Annotated in this window: 19 protein-coding genes and 1 pseudogene; 8 read left to right on the plus strand and 12 right to left on the minus strand. The window is 41.6% G+C overall.

Going from position 1 to position 21,169, the window contains the following annotated elements:
* Entirely contained in the window at window positions 1-393 is a 393-nt protein-coding gene (tusD, locus tag AB1Y31_08430; GenBank protein MEW4983195.1) for a sulfurtransferase complex subunit TusD, read from the minus strand.
* Window positions 394-432: 39 nt separating this feature from the next.
* On the opposite strand from tusD, the gene AB1Y31_08435 reads away from it, so the two are divergent.
* Entirely contained in the window at window positions 433-1,929 is a 1,497-nt protein-coding gene (locus AB1Y31_08435) for a M48 family metalloprotease (GenBank protein ID MEW4983196.1), read from the plus strand.
* A 17-nt stretch (window positions 1,930-1,946) separates the two neighbouring features.
* Window positions 1,947-2,372: an RDD family protein gene (locus AB1Y31_08440; GenBank protein MEW4983197.1), complete on the plus strand. Its 426-nt coding sequence runs from the start codon at window positions 1,947-1,949 to the stop codon at window positions 2,370-2,372.
* Here AB1Y31_08440 and lptG read toward each other — a convergent pair whose 3' ends face one another.
* Together lptG and lptF are read right to left on the minus strand one after the other, a co-directional pair.
* On the minus strand, window positions 2,373-3,437 hold the full coding sequence (lptG, locus tag AB1Y31_08445; GenBank protein ID MEW4983198.1) for an LPS export ABC transporter permease LptG: 1,065 nt from the start codon (window positions 3,435-3,437) through the stop codon (window positions 2,373-2,375). It abuts the gene before it with no gap.
* Window positions 3,434-4,540 carry an LPS export ABC transporter permease LptF gene (gene lptF, locus AB1Y31_08450; GenBank protein ID MEW4983199.1) on the minus strand — a complete coding sequence of 369 codons (1,107 nt, stop codon included), beginning with the start codon at window positions 4,538-4,540 and terminating at the stop codon, window positions 3,434-3,436. The genes lptG and lptF overlap by 4 nt, the downstream gene beginning before the upstream one ends.
* 108 nt (window positions 4,541-4,648) lie before the next feature.
* Between lptF and AB1Y31_08455 the strand changes: the two genes are divergently transcribed.
* The 3 genes from AB1Y31_08455 to AB1Y31_08465 all read left to right on the plus strand — a co-directional run bounded on the left by AB1Y31_08455 (window position 4,649) and on the right by AB1Y31_08465 (window position 9,931).
* Window positions 4,649-6,136, plus strand: coding sequence for a leucyl aminopeptidase (locus AB1Y31_08455; protein ID MEW4983200.1), 1,488 nt, complete (start codon window positions 4,649-4,651; stop codon window positions 6,134-6,136).
* Between the two features lie 6 nt (window positions 6,137-6,142).
* Complete coding sequence (locus AB1Y31_08460) at window positions 6,143-6,565, plus strand: DNA polymerase III subunit chi (protein ID MEW4983201.1); 423 nt, start codon at window positions 6,143-6,145, stop codon at window positions 6,563-6,565.
* A gap of 600 nt (window positions 6,566-7,165) precedes the next feature.
* The gene (locus AB1Y31_08465; GenBank protein ID MEW4983202.1) at window positions 7,166-9,931 is read left to right on the plus strand and encodes a valine--tRNA ligase; all 2,766 of its coding nucleotides are present in this window, start codon (window positions 7,166-7,168) and stop codon (window positions 9,929-9,931) included.
* Between the two features lie 195 nt (window positions 9,932-10,126).
* Here the strand turns inward: AB1Y31_08465 and AB1Y31_08470 are convergent, their stop codons facing one another.
* Window positions 10,127-10,333, minus strand: a complete 207-nt coding sequence (locus AB1Y31_08470; protein ID MEW4983203.1) for a DUF2970 domain-containing protein — start codon at window positions 10,331-10,333, stop codon at window positions 10,127-10,129.
* 210 nt (window positions 10,334-10,543) lie between these two features.
* Here AB1Y31_08470 and AB1Y31_08475 point away from each other — a divergent pair, with 210 nt between their 5' ends.
* Genes AB1Y31_08475 through AB1Y31_08485 form a run of 3 tightly spaced genes read left to right on the plus strand, consistent with a single transcriptional unit; the run spans window position 10,544 to window position 13,483 of the window.
* Window positions 10,544-11,335 (plus strand): response regulator, encoded by a 792-nt coding sequence (locus AB1Y31_08475; GenBank protein ID MEW4983204.1) that lies wholly within the window; start codon window positions 10,544-10,546, stop codon window positions 11,333-11,335.
* A 16-nt stretch (window positions 11,336-11,351) separates the two neighbouring features.
* On the plus strand, window positions 11,352-12,224 hold the full coding sequence (locus AB1Y31_08480) for a glycosyltransferase family 2 protein (GenBank protein MEW4983205.1): 873 nt from the start codon (window positions 11,352-11,354) through the stop codon (window positions 12,222-12,224).
* Window positions 12,225-12,253: 29 nt separating this feature from the next.
* Window positions 12,254-13,483: a glycosyltransferase gene (locus tag AB1Y31_08485; GenBank protein ID MEW4983206.1), complete on the plus strand. Its 1,230-nt coding sequence runs from the start codon at window positions 12,254-12,256 to the stop codon at window positions 13,481-13,483.
* Here AB1Y31_08485 and AB1Y31_08490 read toward each other — a convergent pair.
* From AB1Y31_08490 to AB1Y31_08525, 8 genes and pseudogenes are all read right to left on the minus strand, one after another.
* The gene (locus AB1Y31_08490) at window positions 13,470-14,477 is read right to left on the minus strand and encodes a glycosyltransferase family 4 protein (GenBank protein ID MEW4983207.1); all 1,008 of its coding nucleotides are present in this window, start codon (window positions 14,475-14,477) and stop codon (window positions 13,470-13,472) included. The two genes, AB1Y31_08485 and AB1Y31_08490, sit on opposite strands and share 14 nt — an antisense overlap.
* A gap of 19 nt (window positions 14,478-14,496) precedes the next feature.
* Window positions 14,497-14,640, minus strand: a pseudogene (locus tag AB1Y31_08495) (GDP-mannose 4,6-dehydratase).
* Window position 14,641: 1 nt separating this feature from the next.
* A complete protein-coding gene (locus AB1Y31_08500) occupies window positions 14,642-15,886 on the minus strand; it encodes a glycosyltransferase family 4 protein (protein MEW4983208.1) in 1,245 nt (414 codons plus the stop codon).
* Window positions 15,883-16,788, minus strand: coding sequence for a class I SAM-dependent methyltransferase (locus AB1Y31_08505; GenBank protein MEW4983209.1), 906 nt, complete (start codon window positions 16,786-16,788; stop codon window positions 15,883-15,885). The genes AB1Y31_08500 and AB1Y31_08505 overlap by 4 nt, the downstream gene beginning before the upstream one ends.
* A 65-nt stretch (window positions 16,789-16,853) precedes the next feature.
* Entirely contained in the window at window positions 16,854-17,816 is a 963-nt protein-coding gene (locus AB1Y31_08510) for a glycosyltransferase family 2 protein (protein ID MEW4983210.1), read from the minus strand.
* 2 nt (window positions 17,817-17,818) lie between these two features.
* Window positions 17,819-19,015, minus strand: coding sequence for an NAD-dependent epimerase/dehydratase family protein (locus AB1Y31_08515; GenBank protein ID MEW4983211.1), 1,197 nt, complete (start codon window positions 19,013-19,015; stop codon window positions 17,819-17,821).
* A gap of 164 nt (window positions 19,016-19,179) precedes the next feature.
* Complete coding sequence (locus AB1Y31_08520; protein ID MEW4983212.1) at window positions 19,180-19,830, minus strand: hypothetical protein; 651 nt, start codon at window positions 19,828-19,830, stop codon at window positions 19,180-19,182.
* Window positions 19,820-21,109, minus strand: a complete 1,290-nt coding sequence (locus tag AB1Y31_08525; GenBank protein ID MEW4983213.1) for a flippase — start codon at window positions 21,107-21,109, stop codon at window positions 19,820-19,822. The genes AB1Y31_08520 and AB1Y31_08525 overlap by 11 nt, the downstream gene beginning before the upstream one ends.
* Window positions 21,110-21,169: the final 60 nt, after the last annotated feature.

Raw genomic sequence — 21,169 nt, forward strand, 5'->3', positions numbered from 1 at the left:
TTAAGCGCCAAAGGTGATATGACGATCAGAGTCTATAATCGCCTCCATTAACAAACCGAGGCCTGCGATTCGAAACCCGTTGGCTAACGCTCTTTCATAGCCACCCACTTTTTTTGCAACTGACTGTTCCAGCAAGCCCCTACGTTGCGCCGACGATACACAGACTACCAAATCAACACCGTTGTTAGAATGCAATTCACTCCATCTTTTCACGATATCTCTTTCATCACCCGGAGGCCGAGAGTCTCGACAGGCGTTATAAATGCCATCATGGTAGAAAAAAACACGGTACACCTCGTGGCCGCTCGCCATAGCAGCTTGAATAAAATGCCATGCTGTATCGGCTGCTTGATGCTGATAAGGGCTCGCATTAATTTGAATAGAAATTTTCATTTAACTTGTTTTTAAACTCAATTAAACTGAGACCCGCTTATGAATGAACACCATAATATCATGCGCCGTTTTCTCACCGTACTGCTGGCCTCCACTTTTACTTACATTATCGTAGGTAGCGCCGTTATTTGGTCTAACGAAAGCATCGCAAACAATCGAATCAAGCTGCCTGATATAGGCAACACATCAAATATCATCATTTCGGGTGAGCTTGAAAAAAAACTTGGTAAAGCTTTTCTCAGAAGCATCCGCCTAAGAGTACCGCTGAGTAACGACCAAGAAATTAACGATTACGCACAAGCGTTAGGGAACAAAGTCGCCAAATTCAGTGAGCAACCTGACCGACACTTTAACTTCTTTGTCGTCAGGGATTACCGAATCAATGCGTTTGCTGGCCCCGATGCAAATATCGGACTTAACTCTGGGCTTATTCTAGCGGCCGAATCTGAAAGTGAGTTAGCCTCCGTTGTTGCCCACGAAGTCGCACACGTAACTCAGCAACATTTGCAACGCGCCATTGAAACCGCTAGCCAAATGTCACTGCCCAGTGCTGCGGCAACACTCGCCGCCATTGTTTTAGGTGTCGCGGTTCCCGGTGTTGGAGCGGCCGCACTCATGGCGGTGCAAGCAGGGCAAGTACAAAAACAAATCAATTTCACGCGCAGCCACGAGGCTGAAGCTGACCGTGTCGGCGTACAAAACTTGGCCGACGCAGGCTTCGACCCGAGAAGCATGCCTATCTTTTTTGGCCGGCTACAAACCGCCACCACTCAATATGGTCAAAAGGTTCCTGAAATATTACTGACTCATCCAGCACCCGTTTCACGAATTTCGGACACGGCAGCACGAGCAGAAAAATTTCCGTATAAGCAGGTTGAAGATTCGCAAGACTTTCGTTTAATTCGGATGAAAATTCGGGTCGGCAAACAGCCCAAATCATCCATTAACGAGCTTATAACAGCCCTCAATAATGAATCACAGCAAGGTACTCAACAGATAAAAGACGCCGCCCGTTACGGCCTTGCACTGTCGTTAGCGAAAGGCAGGCAATTTGAGAAGGCCCGAGTCATTTTGACCGCCCTAACAAAACAAAACCCAGCGCAGCAGCACTATCTAACCGCTCTGGCGCTTAATGATTACCGCGACAATAAACCACAACGTTCTTTAAGTTTATTTCGCCAAGCAACACAACTATTCCCTAACAGTCGCGCAGTTAACCTACTGTATGCCAAGGTGCTCTTGCACAACGGTAAACCACAGCAAGCTTTAGCCTACTTGAACCAAGATATACAACATTTCAATCCAACACCTAATGTTTACGACCTGCTTTCAATCGCCAATGGCCAAGTCAACAACCCCGTTAGAGGTTTCCAATATAGAGCCGAGTATTTTTATTCTCTAGGCCTCACTAAAGACGCCATTATTCAGCTTGAGCAAGCCTTACGCGCCGCTAATAATAATTTCTACTTGAGCAGCCAAATCGAAAACCGTATTAACCAACTGCGTGCCGAACTAAGAGCACCAAGACTACTTTAACCACCACTTTGTAACTCATGACTCCTTCTAAAAACCCGCCAAACATTTTTAAGCGACTAGCCGTTATTGTTTATGACTTGCTATTACTGATTGCCGTCCTATTTTTAGCCACTTTGGTTCTACTACCATTCCAAGACGAGAATTTATTCCAACCCAATTCGTGGCAATATTCTGTTTATCTATTAGTGGTAAGTTTTCTTTTTTATGGCTGGTTTTGGACTAAAAGCGGACAAACCTTGGGGCTTGTTGCGTGGAAACTTCAAGTGGCCGATGAAGATGGGCGCAATATCAATTGGCAACAAGCCTTAGTCCGCTTCATCGTCGCCATCTTTTCTTGGGGGATTTTTGGCTTGGGTATCTTATGGATTCTCGTTAACAAAGATCGACTAACTTGGCACGACATCGCATCAAACAGTCGGCTACAGTGGAAAGACAGCGAATAATTAACCCATCCGGCGAATCGTAACTATAGAGACCGACAAAGCTAATAAGAATGGCAATGAAGCGGCGATAACAGGGTTCAAACCGTATAAAACACCTACGCTGCCAAACAACCTATCAACCAAACTAAAGCCAATACCAATCAACGCACCAACCAGAATCCGAGTGCCTGTACTACTAGCCCGTTTAACACTTAATACCATCGGAATCGCTATCAGTAACATCACTAAAATCACAAAGGGACGAATCAACTTACTGGTGATAGCTACAACAAAGCGCGTGGCATCTTGCCCATTTTTATTAAGAAATTGAATATAACTCGCCAAACCTATAATAGATAACCGCTCGGGTTTAACCACGATAACATCCAACAACCCTGGATCTAACAACGAATCTAATTGCGCCGAATCAGAATTAGACACTTCCACGCCCTTCTCTGTCACCGTGGTTTGTTGAATACCCTTCAACTGCCACCTATTATCGATAAAACTAGCGCTGGCAGCGTGCGTAGCGTATTTCAATTCATTTTTATCCGTCATCTCATAAATACTCACATCCTTGAGCTCAGATGAATTTAAAATTTCACGAATATTCAAATAAGTATCACCATCTCGGGTCCAGAAGCCATACTTCGTTCTCAATGCAACTTGCTCATTTTTCGCGGTAAACTTTAGCATTTGTGCAGCTTGCTCAGTTGTCGGCGCAATCACTTCACTAACAAATAAAGAAATTACCACCAACATCACACCCACTCGCAGCGTGGCGAAAATAATCTGCCAACGGCTAATACCCGCCGCTCTCATCGCCGTTAGTTCATAACTGTTAGCCATACCGCCCAGTGTAATCAGCGCACCCAGTAAAGTGGCTGATGGCAGCAATTCATAAAAGTTACGCGGCGCAATCAACCCTAAATATTTGAAAATCTCAACCAGACCGTACTGCCCACTCCCCATATCGTCCAGCTCATCGGCAAATGTAATCACCAAAACCAACGACAGTAGAAACAACTGCGCAATAGCAGTGCTTTTCAGTATTTCGACGGCTATGTATTTATTGATGACTCTCATTTTTTCAACCGTAGTGTCTTTTTGACGTAACCAAAGCCGTGCATTCTAACCACCATGACACCCGATAGCCCAAGCATCACGAGGTGAACCCACCAAACACCTACCCAAGCTGGCGTTACACCTTTTACTAGCCATGAATGAGACAGGCTCATAAAGTTTTCAAAAATAATATAAATCAGCAGCGCCGTTAATAAATTTCCATACATGCCCGCCCGCGGCGAAACACGACTAATGGGAACAGCCAGTAAGGCAAACGTAATCATCGCTAAGGGTAAAGACCAACGCCTTTGCAGCTCACTCATCGCCCGAGGTGATTTCATATCCATCAGCTCAGCGGTAGATTTCTCTTTTGTACCAAATGCTAATTTCGTATTCGATTTTTCGGCAACCACAACGCCGTACTCTTCGAACTTAGTCACCTTATAGTCCGCTTGACCAGGCACGCCCTCGTAACGATTTCCATCCGTCAGAATAATAAAACGATCACCCGTTTTAGGGTCTATTTTTATTTCGCCGCTTTTAGATGAGGTAATACCTAACTTTCCATGCTGACGATTTTGGATAAAAACGTTCAACATTTTGTTATCGTCGGTTATCTCTTCGACGTAAAAAACCAAATCACCTCGGCTGTACTCATTAAAACGTCCATCAGTAATGCCACGAATATCTAGATTGGATTGATCATCATTTTTAACCCGTTCAATCTCCTGCATAAGGGTCGGTGTTGCGACCAAAGACAAATAAAGTGTCAACAGAAATACAGGCGCAACAAAAATAAATATAGAACGATAAACCCTCGTCAAACCAATGCCCGCGGAAAACAATGCGGTCATTTCATGATCACGATACATCCTGCCCAACACTAATAATATGGACAACAATAAGGCCACCGGAAGAATTTTAATGATCAGCAGCATCATGTTAAAGCTAATTAAGGCCAACACAGCATCCGTTGATAACTCACCCGCCGTCACCTTAGAGAACAAACGCACCAGCCGCTGACTCAACAAAATAACTGATAATACCGTCATCACACCCAACATCATTTTGCTCAATTGGATAACAAATAATCGGTCGACAATTTTTAATTTAAACGCAGACATCAATGGGGGATTTGGCTTATAGTTAGGCTTATAAATCTGTGTGGATCATGCTGTCGTATCCTAACGGAAAAGCCAAATAAAAACATTACTAATCACCGAGGTCACAACATGCAATTTGTTTCAAAAAACGCCCAAATCGATAAACTCTCTACGCCTTGCGTTATTTTGCCGGTCTTTAGCAAAGGCCAACAAGCGAGCGTGACCGACATGTTCGACCAAGCGCATGACAAACAAATTGCTAACGTACTAAAACAAGGCGATGCGACGGGCAAAGCCGGTGATACGCTGCTACTACAAATGCCCGCTGGCAGCAAAACCAAACGCGTTTTACTGGTTGGCGCGGGTGAACAAGGCAAAACAACGGCTGAAGATTTCAACAAAGCCGTTAGCGCCACGGTTAGCACGCTTAAAAAACTACCGGTTAAAACCGTTTGTTCTGCATTACTCGCTATTGACGTTATCGACAAAGACGACGATTGGAAAGTACGTCAATTGGTTCTTAAATCTCGTGAAGTCTTCTATCAGTACACAGAAACGCTCACCACATCAGCGCCCGAAGCGAACAAACTGGATACCTACCAAATTCTTGCCGAAAGTGATTTATCTACAAAAGAAATAGACCATGCCGCCGCTATCGCCACGAGCATTGCCAACGGCATTGATAGCTCAAAGAGACTATCTAATTTGCCGGGCAATATATGCACACCGAGCTACTTAGCCGACACCGCGAAAGCGCTTGGCAAGCAGCACAAGTCACTTAAAGTTACCGTGCTAGACGAGGCAAAAATGGAAAAACTGGGCATGGGTTCCTTACTATCCGTCTCACGTGGTTCACGCCAACCGGCCAAACTGATCACTATGGAACACAACGGCGCGGCTAAATCGCAAAAACCGATTGTTATCGTGGGTAAAGGCTTAACGTTCGACGCCGGCGGCATCTCGATAAAACCATCATCTGGCATGGATGAAATGAAGTACGACATGTGCGGTGGCGCCAGTGTATTCGGTGTTATGCAAATGTGCGCCGAATTGAACCTACCGATTAACGTGGTAGGCGTCGTGCCATCTTCAGAAAATCTCCCCGATGGGGATGCTAACAAACCCGGTGATATCGTCACCAGCATGGCGGGTTTAACCATTGAAATTCTTAATACCGACGCTGAAGGCCGCCTAATTTTATGTGATGCGTTGACCTATTGCGCCAAATTCAAACCCGATGTCGTTATTGATATCGCCACCCTTACCGGCGCTTGTGTAGTAGCCCTTGGCAAACATGCCACCGGCCTACTTGGCAATAACGATGAATTAGCAAATGAACTATTAGGCGCGGGCATTAAAGCCGGCGACAAAGCATGGCAACTGCCCCTGTGGGATGAATACCGCCCACAACTGAAAAGTAATTTCGCGGATCTCGCTAATATTGGCGGCCCTACCGGTGGCACGATAACCGCAGCGTGCTTCTTATCGCGCTTCACGGAAGATTATAAATGGGCTCATCTAGACATTGCAGGAACCGCGTGGAAATCTGGCGCTGAAAAAGGCGCAACAGGTCGGCCTGTTCACATGTTAAGTCAATTTATCTTAGACCGTTGCTAAGCAAATATGACGCGAATTGATTTCTACGTTTTACCCGATGCAAGCATTCAACAGCAGCATGTTTTTGCTTGTCGCCTTGCACAAAAAGCCAGCAAGCAAGGTCATCGGGTATATATTCACACCGAGTCCGCAGAACAGTCTAAAGAGTTAGATGATTTGTTATGGTCATTTTCGCCCACCAGCTTTGTGCCACACACCATAAAAGCCGATGAGTGCGCCAAGAACCCCGTGTATATCAACCACAGTGGCGACCCTTTAGATATACATGACGTGCTCATCAACCTGACAGCTCAAACACCCGATTGCTTTGGCCGTTTTGAACGACTTGTAGAACTAGTCAATCAAGATGAGGCCATCAAACAAGCAGGGCGTGAACGCTTTAAGTTTTATAAAAGTCGAGGATATCCTTTGAATACGCATAAAATTTGATTTTAATAGCAACCCATGCGCTTGCCTTTTCCTATTCCCTGCCGTGAAAAAACGCTTTTTTATATAACAGCTTTCGCCCTATAGGCGAGTTACTCTTTTTGCTTCAGCAAAAAAAGAGTAACCAGAAAAATGCCGCCCTAAAGTCTCACCTGCGGTTCCCTCTGCACCATTCATTTTTACAACTACTGTGGAACTCACCCGACAAAGCACGGGTTCACACAACCACAGTAGAAAGCTTTGTAAAACTGAACAATGCTTCGGCGAGGCTACATGGAACCTAAAGTCAAAAAAATGAACCGAGCTTCTACCCTTGTTCGCGTTTAAATTATTAAAGTATTTCGGATAAGTGAGTGCGTTGTCTGAGCCGCCTTTTGGCGAGTTTAGCGCTCGCCCGAAATGATTTAATAATTTGCGATTGGGCGACCTTTTCTTTGATTCGTTTCTTTTGGTCGTACAAAAGAAATGAATGCCCTCGCGGCAGCGAAATAGGACCCCTTTCACCTATAGGGCGAAAGCTGTTACATAAAAAAACAAAGTCCTCACCCCACCAACAAAGCTATAATACCCAGCTATTAAAATCATCAATGCATAACATTCAAGATGGAAAAGACATACGCCCCGCACGACATTGAATCTCGCTGGTATAGCCAATGGGAACAACAAGGTTACTTTCAGCCACAAGGTGGCGATGCTGCTTATTGCATTATGATTCCGCCGCCCAATGTTACCGGCAGTCTACATATGGGCCATGCTTTCCAAGATACGATCATGGATTCGCTCACCCGTTACCATCGCATGCAGGGTAATAACACACTTTGGCAGGCAGGCAGCGACCATGCCGGTATCGCCACACAAATGGTAGTTGAGCGTCAATTAAACGCCGAAGGAAAGACGCGCCATGACTTAGGCCGTGATAAATTTGTCGAACGCATCTGGGATTGGAAAGAAGAATCGGGCAACACCATTTCACAACAATTGCGTCGCATGGGCACATCTTTGGATTGGTCTCGCGAACGCTTTACCATGGACGAAGGCTTGTCCAAAGCCGTTAACGAAGTATTTGTAAAACTACACGAAGAAGGCCTTATTTATCGCGGCAAACGCCTCGTCAACTGGGACCCTAAATTACACACCGCAGTATCTGATTTAGAAGTGCTTTCACAAGAAGAACAAGGCCATATGTGGCATATGCGCTACCCATTAGCCGATGGCAGTGGCGAGCTAGTAGTTGCCACAACCCGCCCCGAAACCATGCTCGGCGATGCTTGCGTAGCTGTTCACCCAAGTGATGAGCGTTACCAAGACCTTATTGGAAAAACCATTACGTTACCCTTATGTGACCGTGAAATCCCCATTATTGCTGATGACTATGTAGACCCAGAATTTGGTACCGGTTGCGTAAAAATAACACCTGCGCACGACTTTAATGATTACGAAGTCGGCCAGCGTCACGATATGCCATTAATTAACATCTTCACCATTGATGCCAGCATTAATGACGAGATGCCAGAAAAATACCAAGGCATGGATCGCGTTAAGGCACGTAAACAAATCGTACAAGATTTAGACGATTTAGGCTTATTAGTAAAGGTAGAAGATCACAAACTGATGATCCCTCGTGGTGACCGTTCCGGCGTGATTATCGAACCACTACTGACTGACCAATGGTTTGTAAAAGCTAAGCCTTTGGCAGAACCTGCCATTGAAGCAGTTAAAAGTGGCAAAATTAAATTTGTGCCTGAAAATTGGGATAAAACCTATTACAACTGGATGAACGATATTCAGGACTGGTGTATTTCACGGCAAATTTGGTGGGGCCACAGAATTCCCGCTTGGTACGATGCAGACGGCAATATTTACGTAGGGCGGGATGAAACCGAAGTACGTGAGAAGAACAATCTCGCAGACGACCTCATCTTAAGACAAGATGAAGACGTACTCGACACTTGGTTCTCATCAGCCTTATGGCCATTTTCAACTCTTGGCTGGCCGGATAAAACACCTGAGCTAGATACCTTCTACCCTACCAGTGTATTGGTAACTGGGTTCGACATCATCTTCTTCTGGGTTGCCCGAATGATTATGATGGGCTTGAAATTTATGGACGACGTGCCGTTCAAAGAAATATACATTCACGGCCTTGTACGCGATGCGGAAGGTCAAAAAATGTCCAAATCCAAAGGCAACGTGCTTGACCCGATTGACCTTATCGACGGCATTACGCTCGATGCGCTATTAGAAAAACGCACTAAAGGCCTCATGCAGCCTAAAATGGCCGCTAAAATCGAAAAAGATACCCGCAAACATTTCCCCGATGGTATCCCTGCCTTTGGCACTGATGCGTTACGTTTCACCTTTGCAACACTTGCCTCTACTGGGCGCGACATTCGTTTTGATTTAAACCGCATCGAAGGTAACCGAAACTTCTGTAACAAGCTGTGGAATGCCACGCGTTACGTCTTAATGAATACAGAAGGTGAAGACACCGGCCTAAGTAATGAACCGTGCGACTATAGCTTGCCTGACCAATGGATCGTTTCTCGTTTGCAAAAAACAGAAGCCAGCGTTATCAGCTCCATTGAAAAATACCGCTTCGATTTAGCGGCTCAGTCCTTATACGAATTTGTTTGGAATGAATATTGCGATTGGTACCTAGAACTTTCAAAACCTATTTTATTGGACGAAAATAGCTCAACAGAACAAAAACGCGGCACTCGCCAAACGCTTATTCGTGTATTGGAAACGGTACTTCGTCTACTTCACCCCATGATGCCTTTCATCACCGAAGAGATTTGGCAACAAATTGCTCCTATGGCGGGCAAAACCGGCGACACCATTATGTTGCAGGCTTATCCAAAACCCGATGAGAGTAAAATATCAGCGGATGCAGAAGACAGCATGCAATGGGTCATGGATTTTGTGATGGGCATTCGGAAAATTCGCGGAGAAATGAATATACCGCCAAGCAAACCTTTACCGGTACTGCTCAACAACAGCAGCGAACAAGATCAGCTACGTCTTAACAGCAACTCACGCTTACTTGAGAAATTGGCGCGCTTGGAATCCATCAGCGTCTTATCGACGACTGATGACGCCCCGCAATCCGCCATCGCCTTAGTTGGAGACATGCAGGTATTGATTCCAATGGCCGGATTAATCGACAAACAAGCCGAACTAAATAGACTCAATAAAGAAATCGACAAGTTAGCAAAGGAAATCGCTAGAATTAGCGGAAAACTATCCAATGCTTCTTTTATTGATAAAGCGCCGGCAGCTGTTGTAGAAAAGGAAAAAGACAAGCAACGCGATATTTCATCCAAGCTAAATAACTTAAACGAGCAAAAAGAGAAAATAGCTTCTTTGTAATGAAAGCGCTGACAATATCCATACACAGGCTATAAATAAGCCAAATTCCCACCAACACAACACTCTTGCTCGTACCGTATCGCCTAACGTATACCCGTTAGGCGATACGGCGCCGTGTAGTTCCCGGCCATTGGAATATTAAAACCGTTTCAAAACTGCTGATGACTGCCGTGGCAGCGACATTTTGTAAAAAAATCAGTCTGGCAACACCAGCTGCACAACGCCAATCACCACCATAATAAACATAAAGGCCAAAATAAAACCCGTCGCAATAAACACCTTAGGGTTGCCGTGTTGAAAATCACGTTTCCTACGTGACTCTTTCGACACACCCAGAAAAGACAGCATCGTGCTTCCGACCATTTGCCAAAAAGTTGGCACGACATCTTTATCTTTTTCCATGTTTTGTCCTTATAAAGTTAGTCCGGTCATTTTATCACCCGCAGATGGTTCATTTCTCAGCAGATTTCAAAAAACCAACTACACTTCTGTTTATTACATTTGAGCTTTCAAGTGAATGTTGTTTTATCAACACGACACTGACAAACGCTTTAACTTAATTCAACAAAAAAAGAACTGACACGCAACGGCTGCAAAATACTACGAGGACTTATGAATATTGATTTAAACGACCTGAATGTACTCATCGTGGAGCCATCAAAAACCCAGCAACGTATTATTGAGCGTGAATTAAACAGCTTATCCATTGATAAAATTGATTCCGTTTCCACCGCTGAGGAAGCTCTGCATTACATTCAAGAAGGCGCTCCAGATCTTATTCTAAGCGCCTATTACCTAAGTGATATGACCGGCAATGAGTTGCTACACTCGCTAAGAGAAGATAAGAGCAACCAAGGCATTTGCTTCGTATTGGTATCAAGCGTTACCGACATCAGGCAACTCGATGCTGTTCGTCAAGCGGGTGTCGTCGCCATTCTACCCAAACCCTTTGCCGCACAGGATCTAGAGTTCGCATTAAAAAGCACCGTCAGCCACCTCAACCCTGAAGATATTTCCTTAGAAAACACCGATATCGACGACCTTCGAATCCTACTCGTAGACGATAGCGCACTCGCCCGCAAGCACATCAAACGAACCCTCACCTCCATGGGGTTGGACAATGTGACCGAAGCCGAAAATGGAATTGAAGCCGTTAGCATTTTGAGCGAGTCCTTGTTTGATCTAATCGTTACCGACTACAACATGCCTGAAATGGATGGTCGTGAATTATCCGCCTATATTAGAGAACAAAGTAATCAATCCTCGGTGCCTATCATCATGGTGACTAGCGAACAAAATAGCAGTCGCCTTGCCGCTGTACAACAAGCTGGCGTATCGGCCATTTGCAACAAACCCTTCGAACCTGAAAGTGTGAGACAATTAATCCAACAATTAATTAATTAACTCCGTCGCTTCCAACATGGCCAAAAACAAACCTTCTATCAGCATCGTAATGCCGTGTTTAAATGGAGCCGAAAACCTAGAAGCCTTACTGCCAAAACTAAAACAAGCGCAACCAACCGCGGAAATTATGGTGGTAAATGATGGCTCGACGGATCGTTCCCTTGAAATTTGCGAACAACACGGCATACGCGTCGTGTCACACCCCGAACCCTTAGGCAACGGCGCAGCCATTAAAACCGGCGCACGTAACGCAACGGGCGATATCATCGTATTCATGGATTCAGACGGACAACACGGCCCCGAAGATATCCAACGACTACTCGATAAATTAGACGAAGGTTACGACATGGTCGTCGGCGCAAGAGAAGCTAGTTCCCACGCTTCAAAAAAACGCCTATTTGGTAATACCGTCTTTAACAAACTCGCCTCGTTTATGACCGGTCAAAAAATAGAAGACCTCACATCGGGCTTTCGCGCAGTTCGAACAGTACACTTTAAAAAGTTTCTATACCTATTACCGAATGGCTTTTCATACCCAACCACATCCACCATGGCGTTTTTTCGCTCTGCCCTACCCGTCGCCTACATCCCCATCAAGGCGGGCAAACGAGAAGGCAAAAGCAAAATTAAACTATTAAAAGATGGCATACGTTTCTTTGTTATTATTTTAAAAATTGGTGCACTGTTCTCACCGATGCGGCTTTTTCTACCCACCAGCGGCGTGTTTTTTCTTCTCGGTGTCATCAACCATGTTCATAGCTATGCAACCTCCGGCTCGTTCAGCAACGGTAGCTTATTACTGTACGTCGCCTCGGTGTTTATCTTTTTGATGGGGATATTGTCTGAACAAATTTCGTCGTTGCATTATAGAAATACAGATAAAGAATAACTTTTTTCCTTACTCATTATTAAGCCTTAATGAAATCCCCAGATCCATTAAAAGTCTTGATGTTAACATCGAGCTATCCAAGAAACGATACCGACAACAGTTCTGTATTCTTACGCTACCTCGCTACTAATTTAGCCAAACATGATGTGGATGTTCATGTTTTAGCGCCCGATCACCCTCTTGTTAACGCTACAGACCTTGATATAAGAATAAAAAATCATTGGTTCCGATACCTTCCAAATCGATGGCAGCTACTCGCCTATAGTTCGGGAATACTTCCAAATTTAAAAAGAAATAAACTCCTCTATCTACAAGTTCCTTTTTTTCTACTAGCAATGTTTACCTCTTTGATCTTTTTATGTAGAAAAATAAAGCCGGATGTTATTCATGCGCATTGGGTTATTCCCCAAGGGTTTATAGCCATCATAGCCGGCAAGCTATTAAAAATACCTGTTATCGCGACAGCCCATGGCGGGGACGCTTTTTCACTAAATACAGGCGCTCTTAGCCGGTTAAAAAAATTCACTTTAAAGCATTGCCACGGTTGGACATCGAACACATCTGCTACAGCTAACGCCTTTGGTAAGGCATGCGAAATACCTAACCCTAGCATTATCCCCATGGGGGTAGATATAGAACACTTCCAATCCGGCAACGCAGATAAATTATTAAATAATGAAAACAGAAATATCATTCTGTTCGTCGGCCGCCTTGTCGAAAAGAAAGGCGTTAAGTACCTCATTGAAGCATTTTCGATGCTCCCTAAAAAATTTCAAGATGCATCCATTTTATGGGTTATTGGTGATGGCGATGAACGTATCGAGCTTGAAAAACAAGCGCAACGCTTAGGCGTGCAAAATATAAAATTTTGGGGGCAAGTGCAAAACAAACAACTCCCCGACTTTTATGCTGCGGCCTCATTATTTGTAGCTCCATCTGTCATCGACTCAAAAGGGGATACAGAGGGACAGGGTGTTATTTTATTGGAAGCTATGGCGAGTAAGACCCCTATAATTGCCACAACTGTCGGTGGAATTTCAGAAGTAATTACTCATGGTGAAACTGGCCTACTCATTCCTCCTAATAACTCAGATAAATTATCAACTTCTATTCATTACATGCTTAACAATAAAAGTTTTACTAATAACTGTACTGAGAAAGCGCTAATTAAAGCCGAAGAAACTTATTCTTGGGCGCTTATTTCTCAACAATTTATTTCAACTTTTAGACACGTAAAACAACCCTCTATTGAGAGCTAGCATCATCTAACACTTGTTGAAATAAATTTTTATATTCAAAAACCATCCTATTTAACGTAAACAAGTGCTCAACTTTTGCTCGATTATATTCACCCATTTCTTTACAAAGCGTCTTATTTTCAGCTAAAAGGTTAATTTTAGTTGCAAAATCATCAACACCCCCTAACCCACATAAAAAGCCGCCTTGCCCCCCATCAACCAATTCAGGAAGTGAAGAACAATTTGTTGCCACCACGGGCAAACCACAAGACATAGCTTCTGCTGCAGCCAAACCGAATCCTTCGCGCACCGTTGGAAATAAAAGAATATCAACCGATTGATACAACCGAGGCATATCTTTATAGGGCACTCGCCCAACATTGACCAATCGCGGGTGTTCAGCTAAACCTCCAGTACCACGTAAACCAGATGTATATAGAATAGTAACATTTTCATTTAATTTATTTAAAATCGGAATAAGCCATTGCGCGCCCTTTCGGTTGCTGAGATTTCCGCTAAACAGTACCTTAATCTCACCGCTGTTCCGAGTTTTATCTAACGAAGGAACAAAAGTTGATTCATCAACACCATTGTAAATTACTCTAATTTTTTTACTGATGCCTAATTCACGCTGAACTAAATCCGCCGTATACTGACTGACCGTCGTTATCTCATCCGCAAAAACCACTGCTTTCTTGGTGAACCACTTTAGATCTGTTTGATAATGAATACTCTGCAACCTCGTGCTGTACTCACGCATAAAGGTGTCTAATACGTAGTTATGAAACGTTACTACCAACGGAACACCCTTTTGCTTATGAAAACGAGCGTAGTCAGGAGTAGTATGGATAATACTCGGTTTCAATTTACGCCCTAACGACCATAAACTGGGGGGGAATAATGTAAGGTAAGGGTGATAAGGCACCACTTGGTACTTTTTTATGGCGTGTTCTATATTCTTATGAATAATGTATGCGCCGTTGCCTGTCGCTATTGGGCTAATTATTTTTTCCACGTCGTACCGACCTTTTATGCGCGCCTAGGTTATAAATTTCATCAAGCTGAACCTCTTGCAGGGTACGCGTTAAATTAGAACTGCCTATTAAATCACCATAGTGTAAAAACTCAGATCAATAAGAGCCAGCTTGGCTTGTTATGCCTGTTATTAATGCTTTTATATCATTCTTTCTTTTCTAAAACTGATTCATAAAGAGCAATATAACGTTTTGCAACCACACGGCTATCAAACTCACGCACAACTTTATTACGAGCATTAGCCGAAAGTTCATCGTAGTTCGGAGCATTTAAAACCCATTCAATACCTACTGCCAAATCCTCTGTATCAAACGGTTTAGCTAAATAGCCATTTGTTTTATGCTCAATCATATCGCCATTCCCACCCACATCAAAAGCCACAACAGGTGTTCCACAAGCAATGCCTTCCATAATCGCATTTGATAAATTTTCTTGGATACTAGGGATCACCATCACATCTGCTGCGCTATAAAGCGCACGCAAGGTTACATCATCATATAGCGGCCCTAAATAATGAGCTTTAAATTTAAAACATTCCGGTACTTTAGGCTCACTACTTCCAAAGACAACAAGCTCAATATTTTCACTCTCCAATTGCTGTAATGCTTCACTTAACTCTTTAAAACCTTTACGAGGGTCAGAGGTTGCAGCCATTGCACCAAACAAAACTAGAGTTTTATCTCGCGGTAAACATAATAAGTCACGAGCAACTATTTTTTCCAGTGGTAAATAAACTGATGTATCAATAGGGTTCGGCAAACACACAACCTTCTTTCCCTTAAATAACCGGCTTTGCTTAGCACAACTAGCAAGCCAGCGACTCAATCCAACGATCGTCAGGTTTTTATGTTTTGAATAACTGGCAAGCTTTCTCTTAAATATGTATCGGCTTAAATCATAGCCTTTAAGTGAACCCAGTACCCTACATGAACCACATGAATCTATATAAGCTCCACATTCTTCATCATAATGACAGCCACCTGTAAACGCCCACATATCATGCAAACTCCAAATAATAGGTGCTTTTATTTTTGCTATATCTGACATAGACAACATCACCTTATTAACCCAATGCAAATGAACCACATCGGGGTTAATTTTATTAACACGAGCAACCAAACCTGAAAAGGGCACCAGATTAGGAGAAAAATAAGTTTTTGATCTATGCTTATATAAGCCTAAGGGAAGAGCATCCATAATACGGCGCAACAATGAGACTCCTTTTCCAATATTTGATTCTGATTCAACAACTCTATAATCATCACTAAATTTGACATTAACTAGCATTTGAGACTTAACACTCGAATCCAGTAGGGCTTGATGCAAGCGATATGCAGCGCGAGATGCACCACCTTGAATATCAGAAAAATTAATAATTAATACTTTCACTTCTTCTGATAAATAGCTATTACAGTATGACCATTTGGCAACATCTCATCTTTTAGCCCCTTAACCAATATTCTCGCTAGAATTAACGATAGCACAGACGTAAATTTCCGAATTAATGACCGACTTAATAATTTAGAGTCCATAATGCTATTGTTTATGAGTAACTTTACGAACCATAATTTATGAATACGTTGTAATTTCTCATAATGAATATCTAACACCTGTAAATTATATTTCTCAGCAATATAGTAAAGGGTTTCAGAAGGCCAGCGTGTTACGTGATGTGGCGGCATATTCAATATATTATTAGTTGCATATTTTAAAAAAGAATCCTCACTAGGAACAGCAATAATAAGCCTCCCTCCAACTTTTAAAGCATCAACTTTTGCTTGTATAAATGACTGCGGATTTGATACGTGCTCCAATACCTGAAAACTGACAACCACATCAAATTTATTCAAATTTTTAGTAGCATAATCCTGCACCAACTCATTTTCTATAGTAACTCCATCTTTCAAAGCCATCTCTTTAGCCTTAGTGCTAGAGTCAAGGCCGACATAGTGCTTAGTTTGTAAAAATTTAACAAAAGCTCCTTTTCCACCACCTACTTCTAAGACTCTGTCTGTTTTTGTAATATATTTTGAGGCCTCTAAATATTCCGCTTTTTCATCTACATAATACCAATCAAGTTTTTGAAGTGAGTTATAAAACTTCTCGTCACCTACAATAAGCGGATTAAAAAACTTAAGTTTACATCTGTTGCACGCACAATAATTTAGATCGCTATCAAATAAATACGACACATCTTCATCAGTAAGTTTTTTAACTAAATTTATTAGGCTTTCTCGCCCAATTAACTCAATGATATTTATTTTATTACTTTCGCATAAGGGACATCGCATATATCACCGCTTGGACTCATTGAATAAAATCATTTCTATATCCGCGCCCCAAAGCTGTTTATTAACTAACATTTTATAAATCTCTTCAATTTTCTAAGCTTCAAGTAGAGAATATTTGGAATAAACTTCAATACCAGATTCAACCATGGGCTTTTCGTACCACTAAATATGTTTTTCTCTGTAAAATCATCAGCATCAACAAATGTACACACAAAATTTGGATGCTTAAGCGGGAAACTAAGGCCCTTTACTTCTAAAGATTGAAACCTCCCCTTGACCTTACAATTACTAGCATCAGGGCCGAAACCAACATTCGAGACCAAATTCACATTAGGTAAGATTGTCACTGTGTTATTCATATAAGAGGCTAAAGAAAGCAGGTAGTCCCAATGTAGCCTCCTTTTTTTATCAAACATTTCCTGATAAATACCCCTCCAGTGGCCAATCTCTTTTTTATTAAAAAAAGAACTTCTAAGACCATTAATTTCTTTATATTCTGGCCAAGCTTTCATAGAAAAATCAACTTGCTCCCAAGTTCTCTTCCAAGTTGCCCACCCCCAAATATGCGTATACCTTGAAAAGTAATAACTCTCTTTCGTTTTATTGGTTCCCAACTGAAAATTATTACCTGAAATTAATGCTATTCGTGTATCTTTTTCATAATACTCAAGTAACTCACTACAAAACGTAAAGAATGAGCAGTGTGGAATACAGTCGTCCTCTAATATTATCGCCCTATCTACATGTGAAAAAACCCAAGTTATACCCTCAGACGTCGATTTAAAACTACCTTTATTAGTATCAGAGAAATTTTTGTAGAGGTCACAATCCCAATCAATCTTACTTACAATTTCCCTTGTTTTCTGACACTTCGCTTCATCATCAGGGTTACCTCTTCTAGCACCATCTGCCGTAATAAACAATTTCTTAGGCTTTATTTTTCGTATTTCATCGAATACTATTTTTGTTACTTCTGGACGATTGAAAATATGAAATGATATCGGCACCTCAAATAGTTGGCTACCCATACTTATTTAATACCTGCTTGAAACTCTTGCTGCTTATTCCAATATGAATCACATGGAATCTTATCTAAATCACATCTATCAATATATTTTCTCGTAATACTTACAACTTCTTCCATTAAACTATCTTCTAGTTTTATTGGTTTTAACCCATGCCCAAGGAAACTTTCATTTGTAACATGTAATTCATTTTCATTATCTTCCTTCCTAGGATTAGGAATAAGCTCTATTACTGAACCCGTAATTTCAGAAATTAATTTCGCCAACTCTCTCACTTTATGAGTTTCCGTCATTTGATTATAGATCTTAACTCGCTCACCTTTCTTAGGAGCAGTCTCAATAGCAATTTTTATACACCTAACAGTATCTTGTATATGAATAAAAGCCCGCGTTTGTCCACCTGTCCCATGGACGGTTAATGGGTACTTAACAGCAGCCTGCATTAAAAAACGATTAAGCACAGTTCCATAATCTCCATCATAATCAAAGCGATTAATTAGCCTTACATCCTTTTTAGTTTCTTCAGTTTGTGTCCCCCACACAATACCTTGGTGTAAATCAGTAACTCTAACTTCATCATTTTTATTGTAGTAGGCGAACATTAACTGATCTTGGGTCTTCGTCATATGGTAGATACTGCCAGGATTTACTGGGTATAGTATTTCTCGCTCAACAATCTCACCTGAATCTTTTTCTAATTTAACAGTCAAATACCCCTCAGGTATTTTCATCCCAGCTGTCCCATAGCCATAAACTCCCATTGTTCCCAAGTGAACAATATGAATATCTTGCCCTGACTCAACAACTGCGGCCAGAAGGTTATTAGTACCATTTAAGTTATTATTGACAGTGTATCTTTTGTGTTGAGAACTTTTCATTGAGTAAGGGGCTGCTCTTTGTTCTGCAAAGTGGATGATAGCCTCTGGCTGAACTTTCTCTATTAATCTCAAAAGTCCATCATAGTCTTGAGCGACATCTATATTACAGAATTCAATTTTCTTTCCTGATACCTGACTCCATGCTAACAAACGAACACCCATTGGCCTTATTGGCGTTAAACTGTTCGTTTCTAATTCATTATCGATATTTCTCCGTGAGAAATTATCCACAATAATTACCTCATACCCTTGTTCAGATAAATGTAAGCTTGTTGGCCATCCGCAAAACCCGTCACCACCTAATATAATAATTTTTTTATTCATGAATTACTCTCTATTTTCCTCACCACTATTCAATATGCCCCCCTTTTAGAGTTTTCATATTGAATAATTACAATTTCAGAACCGCCCAACTTTCCATTTGTTAAGCCCCTTTACAAAAGCACTCTCATAGAATCTTAAGGAGGTATCAAAAAACTCATATGATTTCACTTGACCCCTTCAACATATAAGGTCTCCCATTTTCTCTCTTTAATATCAAGCTCTAATTTTTGGTCACGGCTCTTATTGAATGACATTCTTTTTATATCTACAAACCCCGCTTCAGCTAAAGAGCTGCTCAACAACTCATAGTCCCAAGTTGAATTATGGAAGTAATTTTGCGTGATATTTCTAATGGCTAAGCAACCATTCTTATACCTTTTATTAAACTCACGATGGTCAAAGATTTCATCATCAGCAATATAGAAATTAACGTATCTTTCTATATCTGGCACCGTAATTCTAATGACGGCACCTTTTTTTGATACTCTATATAGTTCTCTTAACAGCGCATCAGCTTGACGTGGATACAAGTGCTCCAATGTATGCTCTGAATACACACCTTCAAAGACCTCCCCCTCACAATTAAGCGGATACCTTAAGTCTAAATACCATTCTTTCTTGAATGTTTTTTTCCAAAACTTAAAAGGACCAAAAAAATCAGCGTTAACATATCCCTTGATAATGTTACTTCCACAGCCTAGGTTCAAATAGTTACTCTTCCCGTATAACTTAGGCGTCGTCTTCAAGAAACACCGACCCAAAAGGCTCTTTAGTTCAAAGATGGCCAAACTTTTAACATTCAACTCATATTCCATTTCGATAACGCCTTTGTAACAAACCAATTAAAAACATGCTTTTTGTTAACATAAAAAAAACATCCCTTGTTCTCCCATGAACAAGTAACAATCCATAGCCAGAAATTGCATATGAAATTACTGTCGCAATAGCCGCACCAATTAAACCCACCTTATTAATAAGAAAATAGTTGATAACTATGTTTGAAATCATGCCGATTACTGTATTGATACTCGAATAAATCTGTAAATTCTCATTTAGTAGCCACCTTCCACTTGCAACCCCCATAAAAACAAAAAGTATCGCACAGGCATGCACCATTAAAATACTGGTTGCTTGGGCGTAATCATTTCCATACAAGAGTCGAACCATATCTTCTGACAAAAAAACCAAGGGCACAACAATCAACAATGATAACAGCACCATTAAATCAAAAAAAAACTGGAGTCTCTTAACATAAAAACCTTCACTAATTTCTTTTGCATTAACAATGGCTGGAAACATTGAATTAGCTACAACTACAGGGATAAAATACCAAGCTTCACTAATTTTTACCGCAGCCGCATATTGCCCAACCGACTCAACACCAAGCATTTTCATAATCATTATTTGATCAGCCTTCACATAAATAGAAATAGCAAAACTACTTAATATCAACGGCCATGAATCATTAAGCAAACCTTTAGCCATTGCCCAATTAAAACTCCAGCTAGACAATTTAAACCCGCTCGTTTTTATATAAAAATAAACCAAGCCTATAGCCAATACAAGCCCATCAAATATTGTCATTAACGCAAAAGCCAGTAACGGTGCTTCATTTAAAAGAAGCATTATTTTAATAGCACTTGATAATGCCAAAGCCACAGCATTAGCAAGCGCTACATATTTAGATAACACTTTAGACTGATAGTAAAAATCAATGACATTAAAGCTTTGGAATATGGTCGCTGAGGCGATAATGAAAACTAACAGGTTGGTGTAGTCATCATTATTGGTAAATTGCACGGCTAAAAATAAAACGGGCAAGATGATGATAGCGCCTATTAGTTTTAAGCCAAATGCCGTGCCCAATAAGACATCCCGTTTGCTTTCATCTTTTACCAACTCCCTAACGACTATTCCATCTAAGCCTAGGGTAGCAATGGCGGTAAAAAGAAAGACAAAGCTTTGAGCGTAACTTAGTAAACCAAATTTTTCTGGCCCTAAATAACGTGCGACCCATATACCTACAAATAGGCCAACGCCCATGCGTAATATTCTTTCCCCCATTAGCCATGATGTGTTATGAAAATAACGCATGAAGCCAGCATTCTGTTTAAGTTGTTTTATTTTTTTTAGCACGTGATCGTATGCATTCCT

This window comes from Cycloclasticus sp., assembly GCA_040743155.1.
Classification (GTDB): Bacteria; Pseudomonadota; Gammaproteobacteria; order Methylococcales; family Cycloclasticaceae; genus Cycloclasticus.

Coding starts and splice junctions, on each gene's coding strand:
- AB1Y31_08485 (MEW4983206.1), top strand. CDS start 12,254: ATGAAATCCCCAGATCCATTAAAAGTCTTGATGTTAACATCGAGCTAT.
- AB1Y31_08470 (MEW4983203.1), bottom strand. CDS start 10,333: ATGGAAAAAGATAAAGATGTCGTGCCAACTTTTTGGCAAATGGTCGGA.
- AB1Y31_08460 (MEW4983201.1), top strand. CDS start 6,143: ATGACGCGAATTGATTTCTACGTTTTACCCGATGCAAGCATTCAACAG.
- AB1Y31_08440 (MEW4983197.1), top strand. CDS start 1,947: ATGACTCCTTCTAAAAACCCGCCAAACATTTTTAAGCGACTAGCCGTT.
- AB1Y31_08465 (MEW4983202.1), top strand. CDS start 7,166: ATGGAAAAGACATACGCCCCGCACGACATTGAATCTCGCTGGTATAGC.
- AB1Y31_08510 (MEW4983210.1), bottom strand. CDS start 17,816: ATGGGTAGCCAACTATTTGAGGTGCCGATATCATTTCATATTTTCAAT.
- AB1Y31_08515 (MEW4983211.1), bottom strand. CDS start 19,015: ATGAATAAAAAAATTATTATATTAGGTGGTGACGGGTTTTGCGGATGG.
- AB1Y31_08435 (MEW4983196.1), top strand. CDS start 433: ATGAATGAACACCATAATATCATGCGCCGTTTTCTCACCGTACTGCTG.
- tusD (MEW4983195.1), bottom strand. CDS start 393: ATGAAAATTTCTATTCAAATTAATGCGAGCCCTTATCAGCATCAAGCA.
- AB1Y31_08475 (MEW4983204.1), top strand. CDS start 10,544: ATGAATATTGATTTAAACGACCTGAATGTACTCATCGTGGAGCCATCA.
- AB1Y31_08525 (MEW4983213.1), bottom strand. CDS start 21,109: ATGCGTTATTTTCATAACACATCATGGCTAATGGGGGAAAGAATATTA.
- AB1Y31_08480 (MEW4983205.1), top strand. CDS start 11,352: ATGGCCAAAAACAAACCTTCTATCAGCATCGTAATGCCGTGTTTAAAT.
- lptG (MEW4983198.1), bottom strand. CDS start 3,437: ATGAGAGTCATCAATAAATACATAGCCGTCGAAATACTGAAAAGCACT.
- lptF (MEW4983199.1), bottom strand. CDS start 4,540: ATGTCTGCGTTTAAATTAAAAATTGTCGACCGATTATTTGTTATCCAA.
- AB1Y31_08520 (MEW4983212.1), bottom strand. CDS start 19,830: ATGGAATATGAGTTGAATGTTAAAAGTTTGGCCATCTTTGAACTAAAG.
- AB1Y31_08455 (MEW4983200.1), top strand. CDS start 4,649: ATGCAATTTGTTTCAAAAAACGCCCAAATCGATAAACTCTCTACGCCT.
- AB1Y31_08505 (MEW4983209.1), bottom strand. CDS start 16,788: ATGCGATGTCCCTTATGCGAAAGTAATAAAATAAATATCATTGAGTTA.